Annotated in this window: 4 protein-coding genes; all 4 read right to left on the bottom strand. The window is 70.7% G+C overall.

The genetic code is table 11. The annotated features are described in order from the left end of the window. Positions 1-7: 7 nt before the first annotated feature. Positions 8-1,306 (bottom strand): MFS transporter, encoded by a 1,299-nt coding sequence (locus tag ACYQ8Q_RS25925; RefSeq protein WP_460068197.1) that lies wholly within the window; start codon positions 1,304-1,306, stop codon positions 8-10. Further along, entirely contained in the window at positions 1,303-14,664 is a 13,362-nt protein-coding gene (locus tag ACYQ8Q_RS25930; RefSeq protein ID WP_460068199.1) for an amino acid adenylation domain-containing protein, read from the bottom strand. The genes ACYQ8Q_RS25925 and ACYQ8Q_RS25930 overlap by 4 nt, the downstream gene beginning before the upstream one ends. Before the next feature lie 475 nt (positions 14,665-15,139). Then, entirely contained in the window at positions 15,140-16,117 is a 978-nt protein-coding gene (locus ACYQ8Q_RS25935) for an NAD-dependent epimerase/dehydratase family protein (protein WP_460068201.1), read from the bottom strand. Between the two features lie 114 nt (positions 16,118-16,231). Continuing rightward, complete coding sequence (locus ACYQ8Q_RS25940; RefSeq protein WP_460068202.1) at positions 16,232-19,690, bottom strand: FG-GAP-like repeat-containing protein; 3,459 nt, start codon at positions 19,688-19,690, stop codon at positions 16,232-16,234. Positions 19,691-19,753: the final 63 nt, after the last annotated feature.

The raw sequence follows: 19,753 nt of genomic DNA on the forward strand, positions 1-19,753 counted from the left end.
CAGGGGCCTATACCGCCGGTATGCCGTCGCTCGCGGACCCGGCCGGATCCGGGACGGGGCCGCCCGACGCCGGATGCGCGGCGGCCCGTACGGCGGGCACCGCGGCCGCCGCCAGAGCGGTCACCGCCATCAGCCCGGCGACCGCGAGCACCGTCCAGCGGCTGCCCCAGCCGTCCAGCATCATCCCGCCCGCCAGCGCCCCGACCGCGGCGGCGCCGTACGCCAGCATGCCCACCGCACCGGCGGACCGGCCCAGCAGCGCGTCGGGGGTGATGCGGATCTGGTAGACGGCGGCGACCACATTGAAGACGCCGCTGACATAACTCATCGCCACGAACACCGGAGCCATCAGCAGCGGGTGACGGACCACCGCCACCAGCGGAACCAGCGCCGCCCACAGCCCGAGCCCACCGATCAGCACGGTCCGCAGATACAGCCGGGGAACCCACCACTGGGCACTGAGCGCCCCCAGCATCCCGCCGAGCCCGCCGGCCGCCGTCACGACCCCGACCGCCACCGCCGACCGGCCGTCCTCCTTCACCAGCGCGAACGGCACGACCAGCACCAGCACCTGGAAGAGGACGTTCGTCGCGGCCACCAGACAGACCGCCGCCCGCAGGAACCGCTGCCCCAGCAGCCACTCCACCGCCTCGCGCATCTCCCCCACGAGCGACCCCGTCCGGCGCTCCCGCCGGTCCTGGAACTCCCGGCGGATCAGCAGCAGGCCGAGCAGCGACAGCAGCTGCCCGAGAGCCGCGAAGGCGAACGGCAGCCAACGCGTCAGGGCGAACAGGGCGGTCCCCAGCGGCCCGCCGATCAGCCCCGCCGCCCGGGCACGGGTCTCGTTGCGCGCGAGGGCCGCCCCCAGCTGGTGCGAGGCCACCACATGGCGCACCGCACCCTGCTCCGCCAACTGGTGGACCAGCCCCAGGCTGGTCTCCACCACCGCCACCGCCATCAGATGCGGCAACCAGAACCGCCCGGCCGCGGCCGCGCAGGCCACACTCAGCAGGGCCAGCACCCGGCCCACCTCGCAGCCCACCATCAGCCGCTTGCGGTCCCAGCGGTCGACCAGCGCCCCGGCCGGCAGCTGCACCACCAGGTTCGGCAGCAGCGCGGCGAACGCCACCAGTCCGGCGGCCCGCCCCGACCCGGTCGCCCACAGCGCCAGCAGCGCGTACCCGGCGGTGGCGGCCCGGGAACCCAGCACGGAGAGCCCGCTGCCCGTCCACAGCAGCCAGAAGTCCCGGTTACGGCCGAGCGGCGGCGTACGGTCCACCGCGTCCCGGTCGGCGACGGCACTCATCGCGCACCCGCGATCCGGCGCAGCACACCGCCGAGGATCCGGCCGATGGCGGCCACCGGAGCGGCCTCCATCATGTCGGCATGGCTGGACTCGATGCCGTACTCCTCGATCCGCCCCCCGGAGTACGGCTCCCAGGCCGTGACGTCCGGGCTGCCCTCGGGCCGCTCCAGCAGGGCCGTGAAGTACACCAGCCCCACGTCCAGGGGCTCGGGCCGGTACTCCCGCAGGATCAGACTGGCGTTCACCGAGGTGTCCCACATCGCGTTGACCTGCTCCCGGGACATCCCCTTCATCAGGGCGAGCTCCTTGCGCCGGGTGTGTCCGTACGCGGAGTCGTCGCCGTCGTCCTCCACGATGTCCGCCGGGTCCACGTCGAAGCCCGCGACCACCTTGTACAGCCGCTTGCGCTCCACCGACGGCGTGGGCCTGTCCATCAGATCGCTGGGGCAGGAGTCGAGCAGCGCGACGAGCGCGACCGGCTCACCGAGCCGGCGCAGCCGTACCGCGACCGCGTGCGCCACGTTCCCGCCCACCGACCAGCCCAACAGCTGGTACGGGCCGTGCGGCTGCACCCGGCGGATCTGCTCGACGTAGTCGTCGGCCATCTCCTCGATCGTCCGCGGCCGCCGCCCCTCGCCGACGATGCCCCGGGCCTGCAGCCCGTACACCGGCGTCGTCTCGCCGAGATACGGCACCAGCCTGGCGTAGCACCAGCTGAGACCGCCCACCGGGTGCACACAGAACAGGGGAGTCCCGCTGCCCTGCGGCCGGATCGGCAGCACCACGTCGAACGACGATTCGTCCCCGCCGTCCCGCTCCACGAGCGCGGCCAACGAGGCCACCGTCGGCGCCTGGAAGAGGCTGCGCAGATGCAGCTCCACCCCCAGCACCGCCCGCACCCGGCTCACCAGCCGGGCCGCCAGCAGCGAATGCCCGCCCAGACCGAAGAAGTTGTCCTCCGCCGAGACCCGGTCCAGACCCAGCACCTCACCGAAGAGCTCGGCCAGCGCCTTCTCCGCCGGAGTGGCCGGTTCCCGGCCCGCGCCGTACGCGCTCTCCGGCATCGGCAGCGCCTTGCGGTCCAGCTTCCCGTTCGGGCTGAGCGGCAGCGCGTCCAGCACCACGAACGCCCCCGGCACCAGGGGCCGGGGCAGCCGCTCCGTCAGGGCCCGCCGCAGCGTCTCCGCCGTCGGCTCCGCCCCGGGCTCGGGCACCACGTACCCGGTCAGCAACTGCCGGCCCGGCAGGTCCTCGCGCACCACGACACCTGCCTGCGCGACCCCGGGCACGGCCGCCAGAACGGCCTGGATCTCGCCCAGCTCGACCCGGACACCGTGCAGCTTGACCTGGTCGTCGGCGCGGCCGTGGAACTCCAGCGTGCCGTCGGCCCGCCACCGCGCCAGATCACCGGTCCGGTACATCCGCGCGCCCGGCCGCACCCCGTACGGGTCCGCCACGAACCGCTCGGCGGTCAGCCCCGGACGGTTCACATACCCGTCCGCCAGATCGTCACCGGCGAGATACAGCTCACCGACCGACCCCGCGGGCACGGGCCGCAGCCACGCGTCGAGCACATAGCAGCGGGCGCCCGCGATCGGCCGCCCGATCGGCAGCCGGGTGCCCTCCCGGGCGTCCTCCTCCGTCACCGGATGGAAGGTCGCGGTCATCGTCGACTCGGTGGGCCCGTACTGGTTCACCAGCCGCCAGTCCCTCCCGATCGCCGCGGCCCGCCGTACGTGGGCGGCCGTCAGCGCCTCACCGCTGACCAGCCCCATCCGCAGCCACGGCGACGGCTCGGCGTCCGCGTCCCGGGCCGCGTCGGCGAGCGCGTTCAGCATGGTCGGCACCAGGGCCGGCAGCACGGTCACCCGGTGCCGCGTCAGCAGGTCCAGCAGCGCCGCCGGATCCTTCGCCTCCTCCGGCCGGGCCATGACGAGCCGCGCCCCGGACGTCAACGGTCCGAAGACGTCCCGCACGGACGGGTCGAAGGAGACCGAGGCGAGGTTCAGCACCGTGTCACCGGCCCCGAACCCGGTGAGTTCCCGCAGGTAGGCGAGGTAGTTCACGACCGCGTCATGGCGGACGACGACCCCCTTGGGACGCCCCGTCGACCCCGAGGTGTAGATCACGTACGCCGGCATCCGGGCCAGGTCCGCCAGGTCTGCCGCGGCGTCCGGGTCGGTCGCGGGCCACTCGCCCGGCTCCCGCACCGCCTCGGGACCGTCCAGGACGGCGACCGACTCGACGTCCGCCAGCATGAACGCGATCCGCTCCGCCGGGTAGTCGGGGTCGACCGGCAGATAGGCGGCCCCCGACTTCAGCACACCGAGCAGGGCCACCACCAGCTCCACCGAGCGCGGCAGCGACACGGCGACGACCGTGCCCGTCCCCGCTCCGTCCGCGATCAGCCGGTGCGCGAGCCGGTTGGCCCGGGCGTTGAGCTCGGCGTAGGTGAGCTGCTCGTCGCCGTGGACCAGGGCGACCCGGTCGGGCGTGGCGGCGGCCTGCGCCGCGAAGAGACCGTGCACGGTGCCGGGAGCCGTACCGGCCGGGGTGCCGTTCCACTCCTCCAGGAGCTGGTGGTGCTCCTCGGGGGTGAGGAGCTCGTGCCGGGACAACGGTTCGTCGGGCCGCTCGACGACGGCTTCGAGGAACCGTACGAGCCGTCGGCCGAGCAGATCGACCGTGTCCTGGTCGAACAGATCGGTCGCGTACTCGATCGCACCGCGCAGCCCGCCGTCCGCCGCGTCCCGCACGGTGAAGGACAGATCGAACTTCGCCTGCCCGGTGCCCAGTTCGATCTCACTCACCGTGATGCCGCCCGCCAGGTCGAGGACGGCCTCGGTGTTGTTCTGGAAGTTGAGGGCGACCTGGAAGAGGGGGTGGCGCGACAGGGAGCGTTCGGGGTTCAGGACTTCCACGAGGCGTTCGAAGGGGATGTCCTGGTGGGCGTAGGCGTGGAGGTCGGTTTCGCGGGTGCGGTGGAGGAGGGTGCGGAAGGTGGGGTCGCCGGTGGTGTCGGTGCGTAGGACGAGGGTGTTGACGAAGAAGCCGACGAGGTCGTCGAGGGCTTCGTCGGTGCGTCCGGCGATGGGGGCGCCGATGGGGATGTCGTGTCCGGCGCCGAGTCGGGTGAGGAGTGCGGCGAGGGCGGCCTGGACGACCATGAACAGACTCGCGCCCGACTCACGGGCGAGCGCCTGGAGCCTGCCCAGCAGTTCCGCGTCGACGTCCCAGTACGAGAAGCCGCCCCGATGGCCGGCCACGGCGGGCCGTGGCCGGTCCGCGGGGAGGACGAGCTCGCCGGGGAGACCGGCGAGCTGGGCCTGCCAGTAGCCCAGTTGGCGTGCGGCCTGGCTGTCGGGACGGCGCTCGTCGCCGAGGAGCCGGTGCTGCCAGAGGGTGTAGTCGGTGTACTGGACGGGGAGCGGCTGCCAGTCGGGCGCGGCCCCTGCGGCCCGGGCGCGGTAGGCGGTGGACAGGTCCCGGGCGAGGGGTGCGAAGGACCAGCCGTCGCCGGCGATGTGGTGCAGGACCAGCAGCAGTACGTGGTCGTCCTCGGCGAGCTTGAACAGGGTGGCCATGAACGGGAGCTGACGGCCCAGATCGAAGGACGTCCGGGATACGGCGTCCACCAGCAGCTCGTGAAGATCCGCCGCCGCGACCGAACGCTCCCTCATCCCGATCCCGGCCTCCTCGGTGGACACCACCTTCTGGGTGGGTTCGCCGTCGTGTTCTTCGAAGAGGGTGTGGAGGGTGTCGTGGCGTTGGACGACGTCGGTGAGGGCGGTGTGGAGTGCGGTGGTGTCGAGTGGGCCGTGGAGGTGGACGGCGAGGGGCATGTGGTAGGTGGGGCTGCCGTGGTCCATTTTGTCGAGGAACCAGAGGCGGCGTTGGGCGTGGGAGAGGGGGGTGTGGTCGGGTCGGGGGTGGTGGGGGGTGAGGGGTGGTCGGTGTTCGTCGTGGTGGTGGGTGAGGTGGTGGGTGAGTTGGGCGACGGTGGGGGCTTCGAAGAGGGTGCGCAGGGGGAGTTCGGTGCCGAGGGTGGTGCGGATGCGGCTGGTGAGGCGGGTGGCGAGGAGGGAGTGCCCACCGAGAGCGAAGAAGTCGTCGTCGAGGCCCACGGGGGTGCCGATGCCCAGCACTTCGGCGAAGAGAGCGCAGAGCACCTCTTCTTGAGCGGTGCGAGGGCGACGCGAGCTGGAGCCGACGGCGACTTCGGGAACCGGGAGCGCACGTCGGTCGAGTTTGCCGTTGGGGGTGAGGGGGAGGGCGTCGAGTTTGATGTAGGTGGTGGGGATCATGTGGTCGGGGAGGTGGTGGCGGAGGGTGGTGAAGTCGGGGGTGGTGAAGTCGGGGATGGGGGTGTCGGGGGTGGTGACGTAGTAGGCGGTGAGGCGGTCGTTGTGGATGTGTACGGCGGCTTGGGTGATGGTGGGGAGGCTGGCGAGGGTGGTCTGGATTTCGCCGAGTTCGACGCGTTGTCCGCGGATTTTGATCTGGTCGTCGGTGCGGCCGAGGTAGTGGAGGTGGCCGTTGGGGGTCCAGGCGGCGGTGTCTCCGGTGCGGTAGATGCGTTCGCCGGGGGTGCCGTGGGGGTTGGGGATGAATTGCTGTGCTGTGAGGTCGGGTCGGTTGAGGTAGCCGCGGGCGAGTTGGGTGCCGGCGAGGTAGAGGTCGCCGGGGGTGCCGATGGGGACGGGGTTGAGGTTGGTGTCGAGGACGTAGAGGCGGGTGTTCCAGACGGGGGTGCCGATGGTGATGTCGGTGTCGGGGTGGCAGGGGGTGTGGGTGACGTCGATGGAGGCTTCGGTGGGGCCGTAGAGGTTGTGCAGTTCGGTGTGGGGGAGGGTGCGGAAGAAGGTGTCGCGGGTCTCGGGGGGCAGGGCTTCGCCGGAGCAGATGACGCGGCGTAGCGAACCGCACGTGTCGGTGTGTGCTTCGCCGAGGAAGACCTGGAGCATCGAGGGCACGAAGTGCGCTGTGGTGATGCTCTGCTGGGTGATCAGCCGGGTCAGGTAGGTGGGGTCTTTGTGGCCGTCGGGTTCGGCGATGACCATGGTGGCGCCTTGGAGGAGGGGCCAGAAGAGTTCCCAGACGGAGACGTCGAAGCCGATGGGTGTCTTGTGGAGGATGCGGTCGGTGGGGGTGAGTCGGTACTGGTGCTGCATCCAGTGCAGGCGGTTGACGACACCGCGGTGGGGGATGGTGACGCCCTTGGGGCGGCCGGTGGAGCCTGAGGTGTAGATGACGTAGGCGGGGCAGTCGGGGTCGACGGTGATGGTCGGGTTGTGTGTGGGCTGCCCGGTGGTCAGGCCGGTGAGGGTGGTGTCGTCGATCTGGAGTGCGGCGTGGGAGTTGTCGAGCATGTACTGGCGTCGTTCGGCGGGGTAGCCGAGGTCGATGGGGAGGTAGGCGGCACCGGTCTTGAGGACGCCGAGGAGCGCGGCGACCAGCTCGGTGGAGCGGGGCAGGGCGACGGCGACGATTGATTCCGGTCCTACGCCGTGGGCGGTCAGCCCGTGGGCGATCTGGTTGGCGAGGGTGTTCAGCTCGCCGTAGGAGACCTGTTCCTCGCGGAAGGCGAGAGCGCAGGCATCCGGGGTCGCGGTCGCCTGCTCCTCGAAGAGCTGGTGCAGGGTGCCGGGACCGGTGAGCTCGACGGCAGTGTCGTTCCATTCCACCAGGACACGCCGTCGCTCCGCCTCATTGAGGACGTCCAGATCCTGAAGGAGGGTGCCCGACTCGCTTTCGAGCGCCGCGACCAGACGCTCGGCTGTGACGCTCACTCGCTCGCACATGGCGTGTGGGTCGATGGGGGTGGCTGTCTGGGCGGTGATGGCGAAGGCGTCGCCGGTGTCGTCGATCGAGATGGTGATCGGGTAGTTGGTGCGCTCGTGGGCGAGGAGTACCTCGATGCCCTCCAGTGCCTCAACTGTTCCGGATTCACTCAGATTTGAGCTGTGGCGGTAGTTGAGGAGGGAGGTGAACAGGGGGGTGGGGGCGGTGATGCCGCTGTGTTGTTGGGCGAGGGAGAGGGGGGCGTGTTCGTGGGTGAGGAGATTGGCGAGTTGGTCGCGCATGGTGGTGATGGCTTGGGTGAGGGTGGGGGAGGTGTCGCGTGTGCGGACGGGGAGGGTGTTGATGAAGAGGCCGGGTATGCGGTCTGCTCCGGTTCCGGCGTTCATGCGGCCGAAGAGCACGGTGCCGAAGACGGTGTCGTGGCGGCCGGATGTTGCGGCGGTGACGCGGCTCCAGATGACGTGGAAGAGGGTGGCGGGGCTGACGCCGTGGTGGTGGGCCTGTTCGCGCAGGCGGCGGGAGAGGGTGGTGTTGAGTGGCAGGGTTGCCTCGGTGATGTGGGAGGCGTTGCCGTGGGTTTCGAGGATTCCGTAGGGGGCGGTGGGTTCGGTGACGTCGCCGAGGAGGGCGGTGAAGTAGGCCTGGTGTTCTTCTTGGGGTGTGCCCAGGCGGGCCTGGGCGACGACGTCGCGGAAGGGCAGGGGGGTGGGGAGTTCGTGTTCCCGGGCGTCGAGGATCGAGCGGACTTCGTCGAGCACGACACTGAGCGCGGTGTGGTCCTGCACCAGATGGTGGACCTGGAGCACGGCGTGCACCTGGCGCTTCTCGTCCGGCTCGGTGACGTGCAGGTGGAGCAGGGGTGCCGCACGTAGGTCCATGACCGGCGGGCAGGCTGCCAGCAGTTCTTCCGCCAGGTCGCCCTGTTCCGGGTGGATGGTCGTGACGGGGATGTCGGCATGGCGCAGTACGACCTGGACGGGTTCCTCAAGCCCTTCCCAGACGATGGCGGTGCGCAGGATGTCGTGCCGGTCGACGACCTTCTGCAGTGCCGTGCGGAAGCGGTCGAAGCGGTCAGGGGAGTCGAAGCGCAGTACTGCCGGCAGTACGTAGACATCGTTCTGCCCTGCGGTCATGAGGTGGTGGAAGAGGATGCCTTCCTGCAGGGGTGCCAGGGGGTAGATGTCGGCGATGTTGGGTGCTCCGCCGGGGATCTGGGCGACGACGGCTGCCACTTGCCGGGTGTTGAGGGTGGTCAGGGGGAGCATGTCGGGGGTGATGGTCTGTGCGTCGGCGGGGATGAGATTGGGCGGGACTGTCACCTGGGCGCGGCCGGTGGCTGTGGCCAGGCCGGCCACGGTCGGGGTCGTGAACAGGGTGCGGACGTCGATGGAGACGCCGCGTTCACGCAGGCGTTCCACCAGGGAGACGGCGAGGAGGGAGTGGCCGCCGAGTTCGAAGAAGTCGTCGTCCAGCCCGACCTGGGGCACGCCCAGGGTCTCGGCGAAGACCGTGCACAGGATCTCTTCCCGCACCGTCGACGGCCCGCGACCCGAACCACCCGCCACGACATCGGGAACCGGGAGGGCGCGTCGGTCGAGTTTGCCGTTCGCGGTGAGCGGGAGGGCGCCCAGGGTGACGACGGCCGACGGCACCATGTGCTCCGGCAGCAGCCTTCTGACCGCCTCCCGCAGCGCGGCCCCCTCGATCTCGGTGGCTTCGGACGCGGGCACCACGTACGCGGTCAGGCGCTGGTCGCCCGGTGTGTCCTCCCGGACGACGACTGCAGCCTGTGCGATCCCGCGGCAGCTCAGGAGCGCGGCCTCGATCTCGCCGAGTTCGACGCGTTGTCCGCGGATTTTGATCTGGTCGTCGGTGCGGCCGAGGTAGTGGAGGTGGCCGTTGGGGGTCCAGGCGGCGATGTCTCCGGTGCGGTACATACGCTCGCCGGGAATGCCGAATGGGCAGGGGATGAACTGCTGTGCTGTGAGGTCGGGTCGGTTGAGGTAGCCGCGGGCGAGTTGGGTGCCGGCGAGGTAGAGGTCGCCGGGGGTGCCGATGGGGACGGGGTTGAGGTTGGTGTCGAGGACGTAGAGGCGGGTGTTCCAGACGGGGGTGCCGATGGTGATGTCGGTGTGGGGGTGGCAGGGGGTGTGGGTGACGTCGATGGAGGCTTCGGTGGGGCCGTAGAGGTTGTGGAGTTCGGTGTGGGGGAGGGTGCGGAAGAAGGTGTCGCGGGTCTCGGGGGGCAGGGCTTCGCCGGAGCAGATGACGCGGCGTAGCGAACCGCATGTGCCGGTGCCGGTGTCGGTGAGGAAGACCTGGAGCATCGACGGGACGAAGTGGGCGGTGGTGATGTGTTCGTGGTCGATGAGCCGGGTCAGGTAGGTGGGGTCTTTGTGGCCTTCGGGTTCGGCGATGACCATGGTGGCGCCTTGGAGGAGGGGCCAGAAGAGTTCCCAGACGGAGACGTCGAAGCCGATGGGTGTCTTGTGGAGGATGCGGTCGGTGGGGGTGAGCCGGTACTGGTGCTGCATCCAGTGCAGGCGGTTGACGACACCGCGGTGGGGGATGGTGACGCCCTTGGGGCGGCCGGTGGAGCCTGAGGTGTAGATGACGTAGGCGGGGCAGTCGGGGTCGACGGTGATGGTCGGGTTGTGTGTGGGCTGCCCGGTGGTCAGGCCGGTGAGGGTGGTGTCGTCGATCTGGAGTGCGGCGTGGGAGTTGTCGAGCATGTACTGGCGTCGTTCGGCGGGGTAGCCGAGGTCGATGGGGAGGTAGGCGGCACCGGCCTTGAGGACGCCGAGGAGCGCGGCGACCAGCTCGGTGGAGCGCGGCAGGGCCACGGCCGCCACCGATTCCGGTCCCACACCCTGGGCGGTCAGCCCGTGGGCGACCTGGTTGGCGAGGGTGTTCAGCTCGCCGTAGGAGACCTGTTCCTCGCGGAAGGCGAGAGCGCAGGCATCCGGGGTCGCGGCCGCCTGCTCCTCGAAGAGCTGGTGCAGGGTGCCGGGACCGGTGAGCTCGACGGCCGTGTCGTTCCACTCCACCAGCAGCTGATGCCGTTCCTCGGAACTGAGGAGTTCGTATTCCGCCGTCCGGCGGTTCGGGTCGGCGGCGATGCCCTCCAGGAGCCGTACGAACCGCTCCGCCATGCCCTGAACGGTCGCCTCGTCGAAAAGATCGGTGGCGAAGGCCACGGTTCCGTGCAGTTCTCCGGTGGCCGCCGTGACCACGTTGAACATGAGGTCGAACTTGGCCGCGTCGACCGTGACCGTCTCGGTGCTCACCTCGAGCCCGGGCAGCCCGAAGGCGGAAGCCGCAAGGTCGTCCTCGAAGTTCAGCATCACCTGGAAGAGGGGGTGTCGTCCGGCCGAACGCGCCGGATTGAGCTTCTCCACGAGGCGTTCGAAGGGGATGTCCTGGTGGGCGTAGGCGTGGAGGTCGGTTTCGCGGGTGCGGTGGAGGAGGGTGCGGAAGGTGGGGTCGCCGGTGGTGTCGGTGCGTAGGACGAGGGTGTTGACGAAGAAGCCGACGAGGTCGTCGAGGGCTTCGTCGGTGCGTCCGGCGATGGGAGCGCCGATGGGGATGTCGTGTCCGGCGCCGAGTCGGGTGAGGAGTGCGGCGAGGGCGGCCTGGACGACCATGAACAGACTCGCGCCCGACTCACGGGCCAACTGCTCGAGGTCGTTCCGCGTGGATGCCGTGAGCCTCCAGGCCACGCTGTGACCTCGGTTGCTCGGCTGCCGAGGACGCGACCTGTCGTACGGCAGGGCCATCTCGTCCGGCAGATCCGCCAGCTGCTCCGTCCAGAACCGGATTTGGCGTGCGGCCTGGCTGTCGGGACGGCGCTCGTCGCCGAGGAGCCGGTGCTGCCAGAGGGTGTAGTCGGTGTACTGGACGGGGAGTGGCTGCCAGTCGGGCGCGGCCCCTTCGGTCCGGGCGCGGTAGGCGGTGGAGAGGTCGCGGGCGAGGGGTGCGAAGGACCAGCCGTCGCCGGCGATGTGGTGCAGGACCACGAGCAGTACGTGCTCGTCCTCGGCGAGCTTGAACAGGGTTGTCCGTAGCGGGGGTTCGGCAGCCAGGTCGAACGGCTGGGTCGCGGCGGACTTCAGCAACGCGGGCAACTCTGCGCCGGACGCGTTCACTTGCTCCAGCACCGGCTGGGCCGAGGGCCCGTGCAGCACCTTCTGGGTGGGTTCGCCGTCGTGTTCTTCGAAGAGGGTGTGGAGGGTGTCGTGGCGTTGGACGACGTCGGTGAGGGCGGTGTGGAGTGCGGTGGTGTCGAGTGGGCCGTGGAGGTGGACGGCGAGGGGCATGTGGTAGGTGGGGCTGCCGTGGTCCATTTTGTCGAGGAACCAGAGGCGGCGTTGGGCGTGGGAGAGGGGGGTGTGGTCGGGTCGGGGGTGGTGGGGGGTGAGGGGTGGTCGGTGTTCGTCGTGGTGGTGGGTGAGGTGGTGGGTGAGTTGGGCGACGGTGGGGGCTTCGAAGAGGGTGCGCAGGGGGAGTTCGGTGCCGAGGGTGGTGCGGATGCGGCTGGTGAGGCGGGTGGCGAGGAGGGAGTGCCCACCGAGAGCGAAGAAGTCGTCGTCGATGCCGAGAGGGGCGTCGACGCCGAGTACCTCGGCGAACAGCCCGCACAAGATCTCTTCGCGGGGGTTGCGCGCTGCGCGCAGCGTCCCGGAGCGCTGGGACACGGCAGGGGTCGGCAGGGCGCGTCGGTCGAGTTTGCCGTTGGGGGTGAGGGGGAGGGTGTCGAGTTTGATGTAGGTGGTGGGGATCATGTGGTCGGGGAGGTGGTGGCGGAGGGTGGTGAAGTCGGGGGTGGGGGTGTCGGGGGTGGTGACGTAGTAGGCGGTGAGGCGGTCGTTGTGGATGTGTACGGCGGCTTGGGCGATGGTGGGGAGGCTGGCGAGGGTGGTCTGGATTTCGCCGAGTTCGACGCGTTGTCCGCGGATTTTGATCTGGTCGTCGGTGCGGCCGAGGTAGTGGAGGTGGCCGTTGGGGGTCCAGGCGGCGGTGTCTCCGGTGCGGTACATGCGCTCGCCGGGGGTGCCGTGGGGGTTGGGGAGGAAGGCGGTGGCGGTGAGGTCGGGTCGGTTGAGGTAGCCGCGGGCGAGTTGGGTGCCGGCGAGGTAGAGGTCGCCGGGGGTGCCGATGGGGACGGGGTTGAGGTTGGTGTCGAGGACGTAGACGCGGGTGTTCCAGACGGGGGTGCCGATGGTGATGTCGGTGTCGGGGTGGCAGGGGGTGTGGGTGACGTCGATGGAGGCTTCGGTGGGGCCGTAGAGGTTGTGGAGCTCGACGTCCGGGAGGGTGCGGAAGAAGGTGTCGCGGGTCTCGGGGGGCAGGGCTTCGCCGGAGCAGATGACGCGCCGCAGTGAGTCGTATGTGCCGGTGTGTGCTTCGCCGAGGAAGACCTGGAGCATCGAGGGCACGAAGTGCGCTGTGGTGATGCTCTGCTGGGTGATGAGCCGGGTCAGGTAGGTGGGGTCTTTGTGGCCGTCGGGTTCGGCGATGACCATGGTGGCGCCTTGGAGGAGGGGCCAGAAGAGTTCCCAGACGGAGACGTCGAAGCCGATGGGTGTCTTGTGGAGGATGCGGTCGGTGGGGGTGAGTCGGTACTGGTGCTGCATCCAGTGCAGGCGGTTGACGATGCCGGTGTGGGGGATGGTGACGCCCTTGGGGCGGCCGGTGGAGCCTGAGGTGTAGATGACGTAGGCGGGGCAGTCGGGGTCGACGGTGATGGTCGGGTTGTGTGTGGGCTGCCCGGTGGTCAGGCCGGTGAGGGTGGTGTCGTCGATCTGGAGTGCGGCGTGGGAGTTGTCGAGCATGTACTGGCGTCGTTCGGCGGGGTAGCCGAGGTCGATGGGGAGGTAGGCGGCACCGGTCTTGAGGACGCCGAGGAGCGCGGCGACCAGCTCGGTGGAGCGCGGCAGGGCCACGGCCACCACCGATTCCGGTCCCACACCCTGGGCGGTCAGCCCGTGCGCGACCTGGTTGGCGAGGGCGTTGAGCTCGCCGTAGGAGACCTGCTCCTCGCCGAACACGAGAGCGCACGCATCCGGGGTCGCGGCCGCCTGCTCCTCGAAGAGCTGGTGCAGGGTGCCGGGACCGGTGAGCTCGACGGCCGTGTCGTTCCACTCCACCAGCAGCTGCTCGCGCTCGCCCGGCAGCATGACGGACAGGCCGGAGATCTCGGCCTCGGGGTCGGTCGCGAAGGTGTCGAGGAACGTGGTGAACCGGCGCAGGTGCCCCGCGAGTTCCGCCTCGGAGTAGCGGGCCGGGTTCGCCGCGAGCTGGAGCTGAAGACCGCCCTCGCCGGGTACGAGGTAGGCCGCGAACTCGACGTCCTCGATCGGGCCGGAGGTGAGCCGGTGGGCGATGCCCGGGCTGCCCGCGAAGGAGACGTTCAGGTCGAAGCCCAGGATGTTGACGACAGGCCCGAACTGGCGGCCTGTCCGGGGCGCCCCCGTCTCGCCGGAGCCGTGGGCGTCGCGCCGGTCGCGCAGGTCGCGCAGGATCTCCTCGTACCGGTACTGCTGGTGCCGCAGCGTCTGGCGGGTCTCATCGAGGGCGCGGCGGATGAGGGCGCGGACGGTCGTGCCCGCGTCGGCCTTGACGCGTACGGGGACGATGTTGGCCGTCATGCCGGGGGTCTGCTTCGCGACGGCGGTGGCGCGGTTGGCGACGGGCAGGCTGAGGAGGATGTCGTCCTGACCGGTGACGCGGTGCAGATAGGCGGCGATGGCGGCGATGAGCCCGGTGGACCAGTTGGTCCGAGCGAGGCGGGCGGTCGCGGCGAGCCGGTCCAGGGTGTCCTGCGGGATGCGGCCCGCGGCGCGTACGAGGTCGCCGTCCGCCGTCCGCCCGCCGCGTTCGCCGAGGCTGAGGGTGGCGGGTTCGGGCAGGTCCGTGAGCCGCTCGGCCCAGTGGGCACGGTCGGCGGCGTACCGCTCGGACGCGTGGTAGTCCGCCTCGGCGGTGTGCAGTTCGGCGAGCCCGGGCAGGGTGCCCTCGGCGGGATCGCGGCCTTCGCGCAGGGCCGTGTAGATCTCGGCGGTCCGGCGCAGCACGAGAACGCCGCTGTGTCCGTCGAGAACGAGGTGATGGGCCCGCTGGTAGAAGAAGTGCCGGTCGGGCGAGACGGTGATCAGCGCGAAGGAGAAGAGCGGGTCGCGGGCGATGTCCGTCGTCCGCGCGAGGTCGGTGCGCATCCAGGCGCGGGCCGCGGCCTCGTCCGCCGCTTCGACGACAGGCAGGGTCCAGTCGTCGTCCGGTGCTCCGATCTCCTGACAGGGCGCGCTGCCGTCCGTCCCCGGCGTGAACCGCAGCCGCAGTGCCTCGGTCTCGGCCACGGCCTGACGGGCGGCCGTACGGAAGTCGGGGATGTGTAAGGGGCCACGTATGTCGGTGTAGAGGCCCACGGAGTACTGCTGCTCGGCGGTGCCCAGTTCGAGGCTGAACCAGATTCCGGACTGGCCCGCGAGGAGCGGGAGCGGGCGTGCCGGGTGAGCCGGGTTCGGTACGGAGGCAGAGCTGTGACTGGGCATGGGCATGGGCAGGGGACTCCATCCGGGAAGCAGTGTGCGGGTGGTGTGACGGTCAGGGCGTTTTCGCGCCGACGGGCCGGAACCGCGCCGACGGGCGGGGACCGTGCCGGGCGGGGCCTTGGACGGGGCGGCGACCCGGGACCGGCGCGACGGTGATGGGCGCGGGCGTGCGGGGATCCATTGCGGACCGACCCGCCTGCCGTACGGCCACGGCGGACGCCGCGTCGCGGGTACGGGCCGGGCACCGGAGCAGGGCGGCCCTGGCCGTCACCCGAGGGCGGTGGCGATGCCGTAGTCCGTCATGGCGGGGCAGCGACGCACGGATCCTCCAAGGGGCGGGCCATCGGGTCGGCGATCATCACCAAGATCCGCGACCGACCTATAGTTCACCTCTAGCGCGGTGCGCCTCGGGGCCACAAAGACCTGTCCCGCGCGGATGTCCGGCCACTGGTGAGAAGGCTCGGGCGCCGCACATCGGGAATCAGGTGACCGGCGGTGCGTCCGGCCGGTCGGCGGTCTCCACGGGGGCCAGTGTCCGGCGGTACCAGCTCTCGTATGGGGCGAACCGTTCGCCGAAGGACCCCGGTGTGTGGTCGAGGTCGGCCCACAGGGGCGCGCCGTCGAACCAGTGGTCGGTGACCAGCATGTCCAGGTCGTGCCGCGGGACTCCGCGCTCGCGGCACCAGGCGTGGGCCTCGTCCAGGGTGAGGTCGCGGTGTGGTCGGGGGACGGAGGCGAGGTCGGCGACCGCGCTCAGGACCGTGTGCCAGGGCACGGGCTCGGGGTGACAGGCGTGGTAGACGGGCGCGGTGAGCCGTTCGGCGGGGGCCAGCGCGGCGGCGACCAGGGCGTGGGCCAGATCCTCGGCGGCGATCAGGGAGACCCGGGCGCGCCAGCCCTCCACCGTGCCGGGCAGGCCGCGCAGCAGCCGGGCCAGCGCGGGGACCACCCGGGTGTCGCCCTCGCCGTACACGAGGTGGGGACGTACGACCGTGCCGCCGGCGGCCAGGACGGCGTCCTCGCCGGCCGCCCGGGTCCGTGAGGTGGCCGAGACCGGCGCGCGGTCCAGGTCCTGCGGCCGGGCCCGGCGGAAGGTGCCGCGCCCGTACACGGCGGCGGTGCTGAGGTGGACGACGCGGCCGACGCCGGCCCGGCGGGCCTCGGCCACGAGCGCCGCCGTACCGCGGGCGTTGACCGCCTCGCACCGTGCGTCCGGGCCGCCGATCTGCGAGGCGCAGTGCAGCAGGGCGTCGGCGCCGTCGCACAGGCCGCGCAGGGAGGCCGGGTCGGTCAGGTCGGCGGGGACGACCGTCGTGCCCGGCGCGCCTGCCCGCACCTCGGTGTGATGGGTCGTCAGCCTCAGGGTGAGGCCCCGGCGTTCGGCCTCGCGGACCACATGCCGGCCGATGAAGCCGGCGGCTCCGGTGATCACCACGGTGGGCATGGTCCGGTTCGTCACGGGGACACCTTGCTCGAAGAAAGGGCGGCTGAAACAGCAGGAGCGCGGCTCCCGTTCGCAGGAATCGGAACGGAAGCCGCGCTCTGCCGTGTCGCGCCGGGCCGGAGCCCGGTGTCAGCCCAGTCGCTGCACCGTGTCCCAGCCGCTCGACCTCAGTGTGGTCGACGTGCCGAGGCTGGTGGCGCCGCCCTGGTAGAGGAGCAGGGCGCCGGCCGCGTTGGTCGTCCAGATGTCCGGCAGACCGTCGCCGGTGACGTCCGGCGTGCCGTAGATCAGCGGGAAGGCCGCGTACGTGTAGCTGGTGGCGGCGTAGGTGTCGTCGCCGTCCAGGCTCGCCGCGGACGTGCCCAGGCTGGTGAGGACCGTGCCCACCCCGTCAGCGTCGAGGATGCCCTTGCGCAGGATGAGGTTGCCGGACGCGGTGCGGAAGGTCATGTCGGCCGCGCCGTCACCGTTGTAGTCGGCGATCGCCACGAAGTCCCGCTCGGTGGCGCCCCACGCGGAGGACGTCATCTTCGTCGCCTCGCTGAAGGTGCCGCCGCTGTAGCCGGTGAACACCCACAGTTCGGCCCCGTTGGTGCCGCCGGCCACGAACAGTTCCGGCTGCCCGTCGCCGGTGATGTCGCCCGCCGACTTGATCTCCGAGAAGGTGGAGGGGGCGGGGGCGTTGGCGGGCAGGCGGATCTCGACGCGCTTGCTGACGTCGATCGCGCCGTAGCCGTCGCCCGGGTAGAGGAACAGCCGGCCCTCGGGGGTGCGCACCACCCAGTCGGTGACGCCGTCGCCGGGGGCGAAGTCGCCGTTGTGGGTGACCAGGGCGTAGGTGCCGGTGCCGTCCCAGATGTGCGGGGCGGTGCCGCCGTCCTTGATCAGGGTGCCCTTGTCGTGGGTGCCGAAGGCGCTGGACACCCAGGTGCCGTCCTGCGACACCGAGTCGATCCAGAGGTTTCCGGCGGCGGTGACATGGGCGAAGTCGGCGTCGCCGTCCCCGTTCAGGTCGCCGGGGCCGTCGGCGGTCGAGCGGGGCTGGACGTAGAAGAAGTACTTGCGGGCGTTGGGTGAGATGTTGCCCGCCGAGTCCACGGACTTGACGTACAGGGTGTTGGGTCCGGCTGCCGGTGGCTTGATGCCGGTGATGGTGGCCGTCTTGACGGCCGTGGTGCAGGACTTGGTGAGACCGCCCGAGGTGCCCTGGGCGCCGCCCGAGCAGGCGTAGCCCGCGTAGCTGGTGGAGTTGATGGACCAGACGAACTTCACGATGTCGGTCTCGGAGGTCGAGCCGACCGCGAAGGTGAAGCTGCCGGTGTTGCCGAAGGGCTTGACCGACCACACGTCGGGCTCGCTGTCCCCGTCGTCGTCGCCCGGGAACTCGGTCGAGACCACCGGGGCGGGGGAGTCGGGCAGATCGGTGTCGTAGGTGAACCGGCACACGCCGTCGCCGCCGGTGGGCGCCCAGCCGCTGCTGACCTTCGCGTCCCAGGCGCGCACCCGCCAGGAGTAGGTGACGCCGGTGGTCAGGGAGGACTTGATGGAGACCCCGCCGACCTCGCCGTCGTCCACGGCCTTGGTGAAGGTCTTCGTCGTGGTGTCGGCCTTGCCCGTCTGCCAGAGCTGGAACTCCAGCTTGGCCAGGTCGCTGTCCGGGTCGGTCGCCTTGCCGCTGATGGTGATGGTGTCCGCCTTGCCGACCTTGATGTACGGGGAGGCGGAGGTGTCGCAGGAGCCGGGGCTCATGGTCACCGACGTCGGCGTGTTCGGCTTCCGGTTGTACGTGATGGACAGCGACGGGGAGCCGTCGCCCTCGGCCTTGAACTTCTTCCAGGAGTAGGTGTCCGTCTCCAGGCTGCTGGAGGAACCCGTCGGCGCGGAGGACGAGGTGGAGGCCACCAGGCCCAGGTTGAAGCTGGTCACCCCGTCGTCGGCGGCGTCCTGGGCCAGCGAGGTGACCGTGAAGTTGACGTACGCGTCCGGGCAGGAGCTGTTGGACTTCCAGCCGTAGGCGAACGACTTCGAGGTGATCTTCCGTTTCCAGGACGGCTGGCGGTTCCAGGTGGTCTTGGAGGTGAAGTCACCCGTGCCCCAGAGCTGGACCGTGCGCTTGCTGCACGACCAGGAGTGGGTCTCCAGGACCTTCAGGGTGGCGCTGGAGACGTCCGCGCCCTTGATGGAGTTCTTCAGCTTCATCCGGAAGAACGAGCGGGCCGTGCCCCAGGTCTCCCGCTCGAAGCCGACGCGGGCTTCCTTGGTGTCCTCGTTGTAGTTCGCGCCGTCGTAGAAACTGGAGCTCGGGTACCGCTTGTAGACCGTGGTCCAGTTGGCGCGGATGCCGGTGGTGGAGGGGTCGAGGAACAGCGGGTAGGTGAGGTCCTCGGTGTCCTCGAGATAGCTGCTCGGCGGGGTGATCGTCAGCACGTCGTCGCCGAACGCGGCGCCGGCCGTGGTGGCGTGGGCGCCCTCGCCGGGGCCGTTCACGGCGGGCAGGGCGAGCGTGTCGGAGGCGGACGCGCGGATGCCGTCGTAGGCGACGGGGTCGGCGTTGCTCTTCGTGTCGTCCGGGTTCTCGTTCGGGACCTCGTCCGCCGGGACGTCGTCGGGGTTCTCGCGTGCGGGCGCCTCTTCGACGACCTCGGGGTCCTCGTTGGTGCCGGTCGCGGTCTCCGGGTCGGCGGACGCGCCGTCCGTGTCGTGCGTGCCCGCCGAGTCCCACAGGAACGGCGTGGGGGAGACGGCGATCTCGTTGCCGTCGCCGTCCTTCGCCATCAGCACGTCGGTGCCGGGGTCGAGGGTGAAGGAGAGGGTGGCGGAGGTGACGCGGTAGCGCGGCGGGTCGGCGGCCAGCTTCTCGGCGGCCTCCGGCGTGTGGACGACCAGGACGTGGGTGAAGCCGGTGTCGCGCGCGGACAGCATCAGGTCCACGCCGGGCAGGACGTTCTCGTACAGCGCGCGGTTGTCCTCGACGACCGGCTCGGGCAGTTCGCCCGGCCAGGCGAAGGCGATCTCGTGGCCCTCGGCGGTCATCGTCAGCAGCGGGGTCCAGGAGCTGGAATCGGCCACCGGGCGGATTCCGCTTCCGGTCCGGAAAACGGCCGACTGAGCGGTCGTACCGGAGGAATGGGCTGCCGCTTTGCCGGCGCCACCGCTTCCGCTTCCGCCGGGCGAGAAGGTCACCGGATAAGGGCTGTTGACGGTGCGCCAGCCCTTTTCGCCCTTGCGCAGATCGGTGTCGACCGGAGCCCATTCACCCTGGGCGTTCTTGGCCCGCAGGGGTGCGACGGAAGCCGTGTAGGTGAAGGTTCCGTCGGGGTTGGCGTAGGTGGTCGAGAACTCGTCGGTGAGTGTGGCGACTTCGACCTTCTTGCCGCTCTTGCGGGCCCGTTGCTGGGCCTCGTCCTCGTCGACCGGCTGCGCGGCCCGCTTGGTCCTGGCGTCGGTGACGGTGTCGCCGTCGTCGCGCAGCGCGAGCAGCGCGCCGCCGCCGGCCAGCACGGCCAGCGCCACGGCCGTGGCCAGGGCACGCCGAACGCGCCGTCTGCCAGGGGGACTTGGTTCCATGGCGGGGTCGAGGTCGCTCAAGGGGCCCTTCTCCACAACAGGCTGGACCGCGGTGCGGCGGGCGCCGCCGCGGCATGGCGCTCG

The organism is Streptomyces sp. YKOK-I1 (assembly GCF_054660435.1).

Excerpts from the sequence above, each read along its gene's own strand:
- ACYQ8Q_RS25925 (WP_460068197.1), bottom strand. The coding sequence starts at position 1,306 with ATGAGTGCCGTCGCCGACCGGGACGCGGTGGACCGTACGCCGCCGCTC.
- ACYQ8Q_RS25930 (WP_460068199.1), bottom strand. The coding sequence starts at position 14,664 with ATGCCCATGCCCAGTCACAGCTCTGCCTCCGTACCGAACCCGGCTCAC.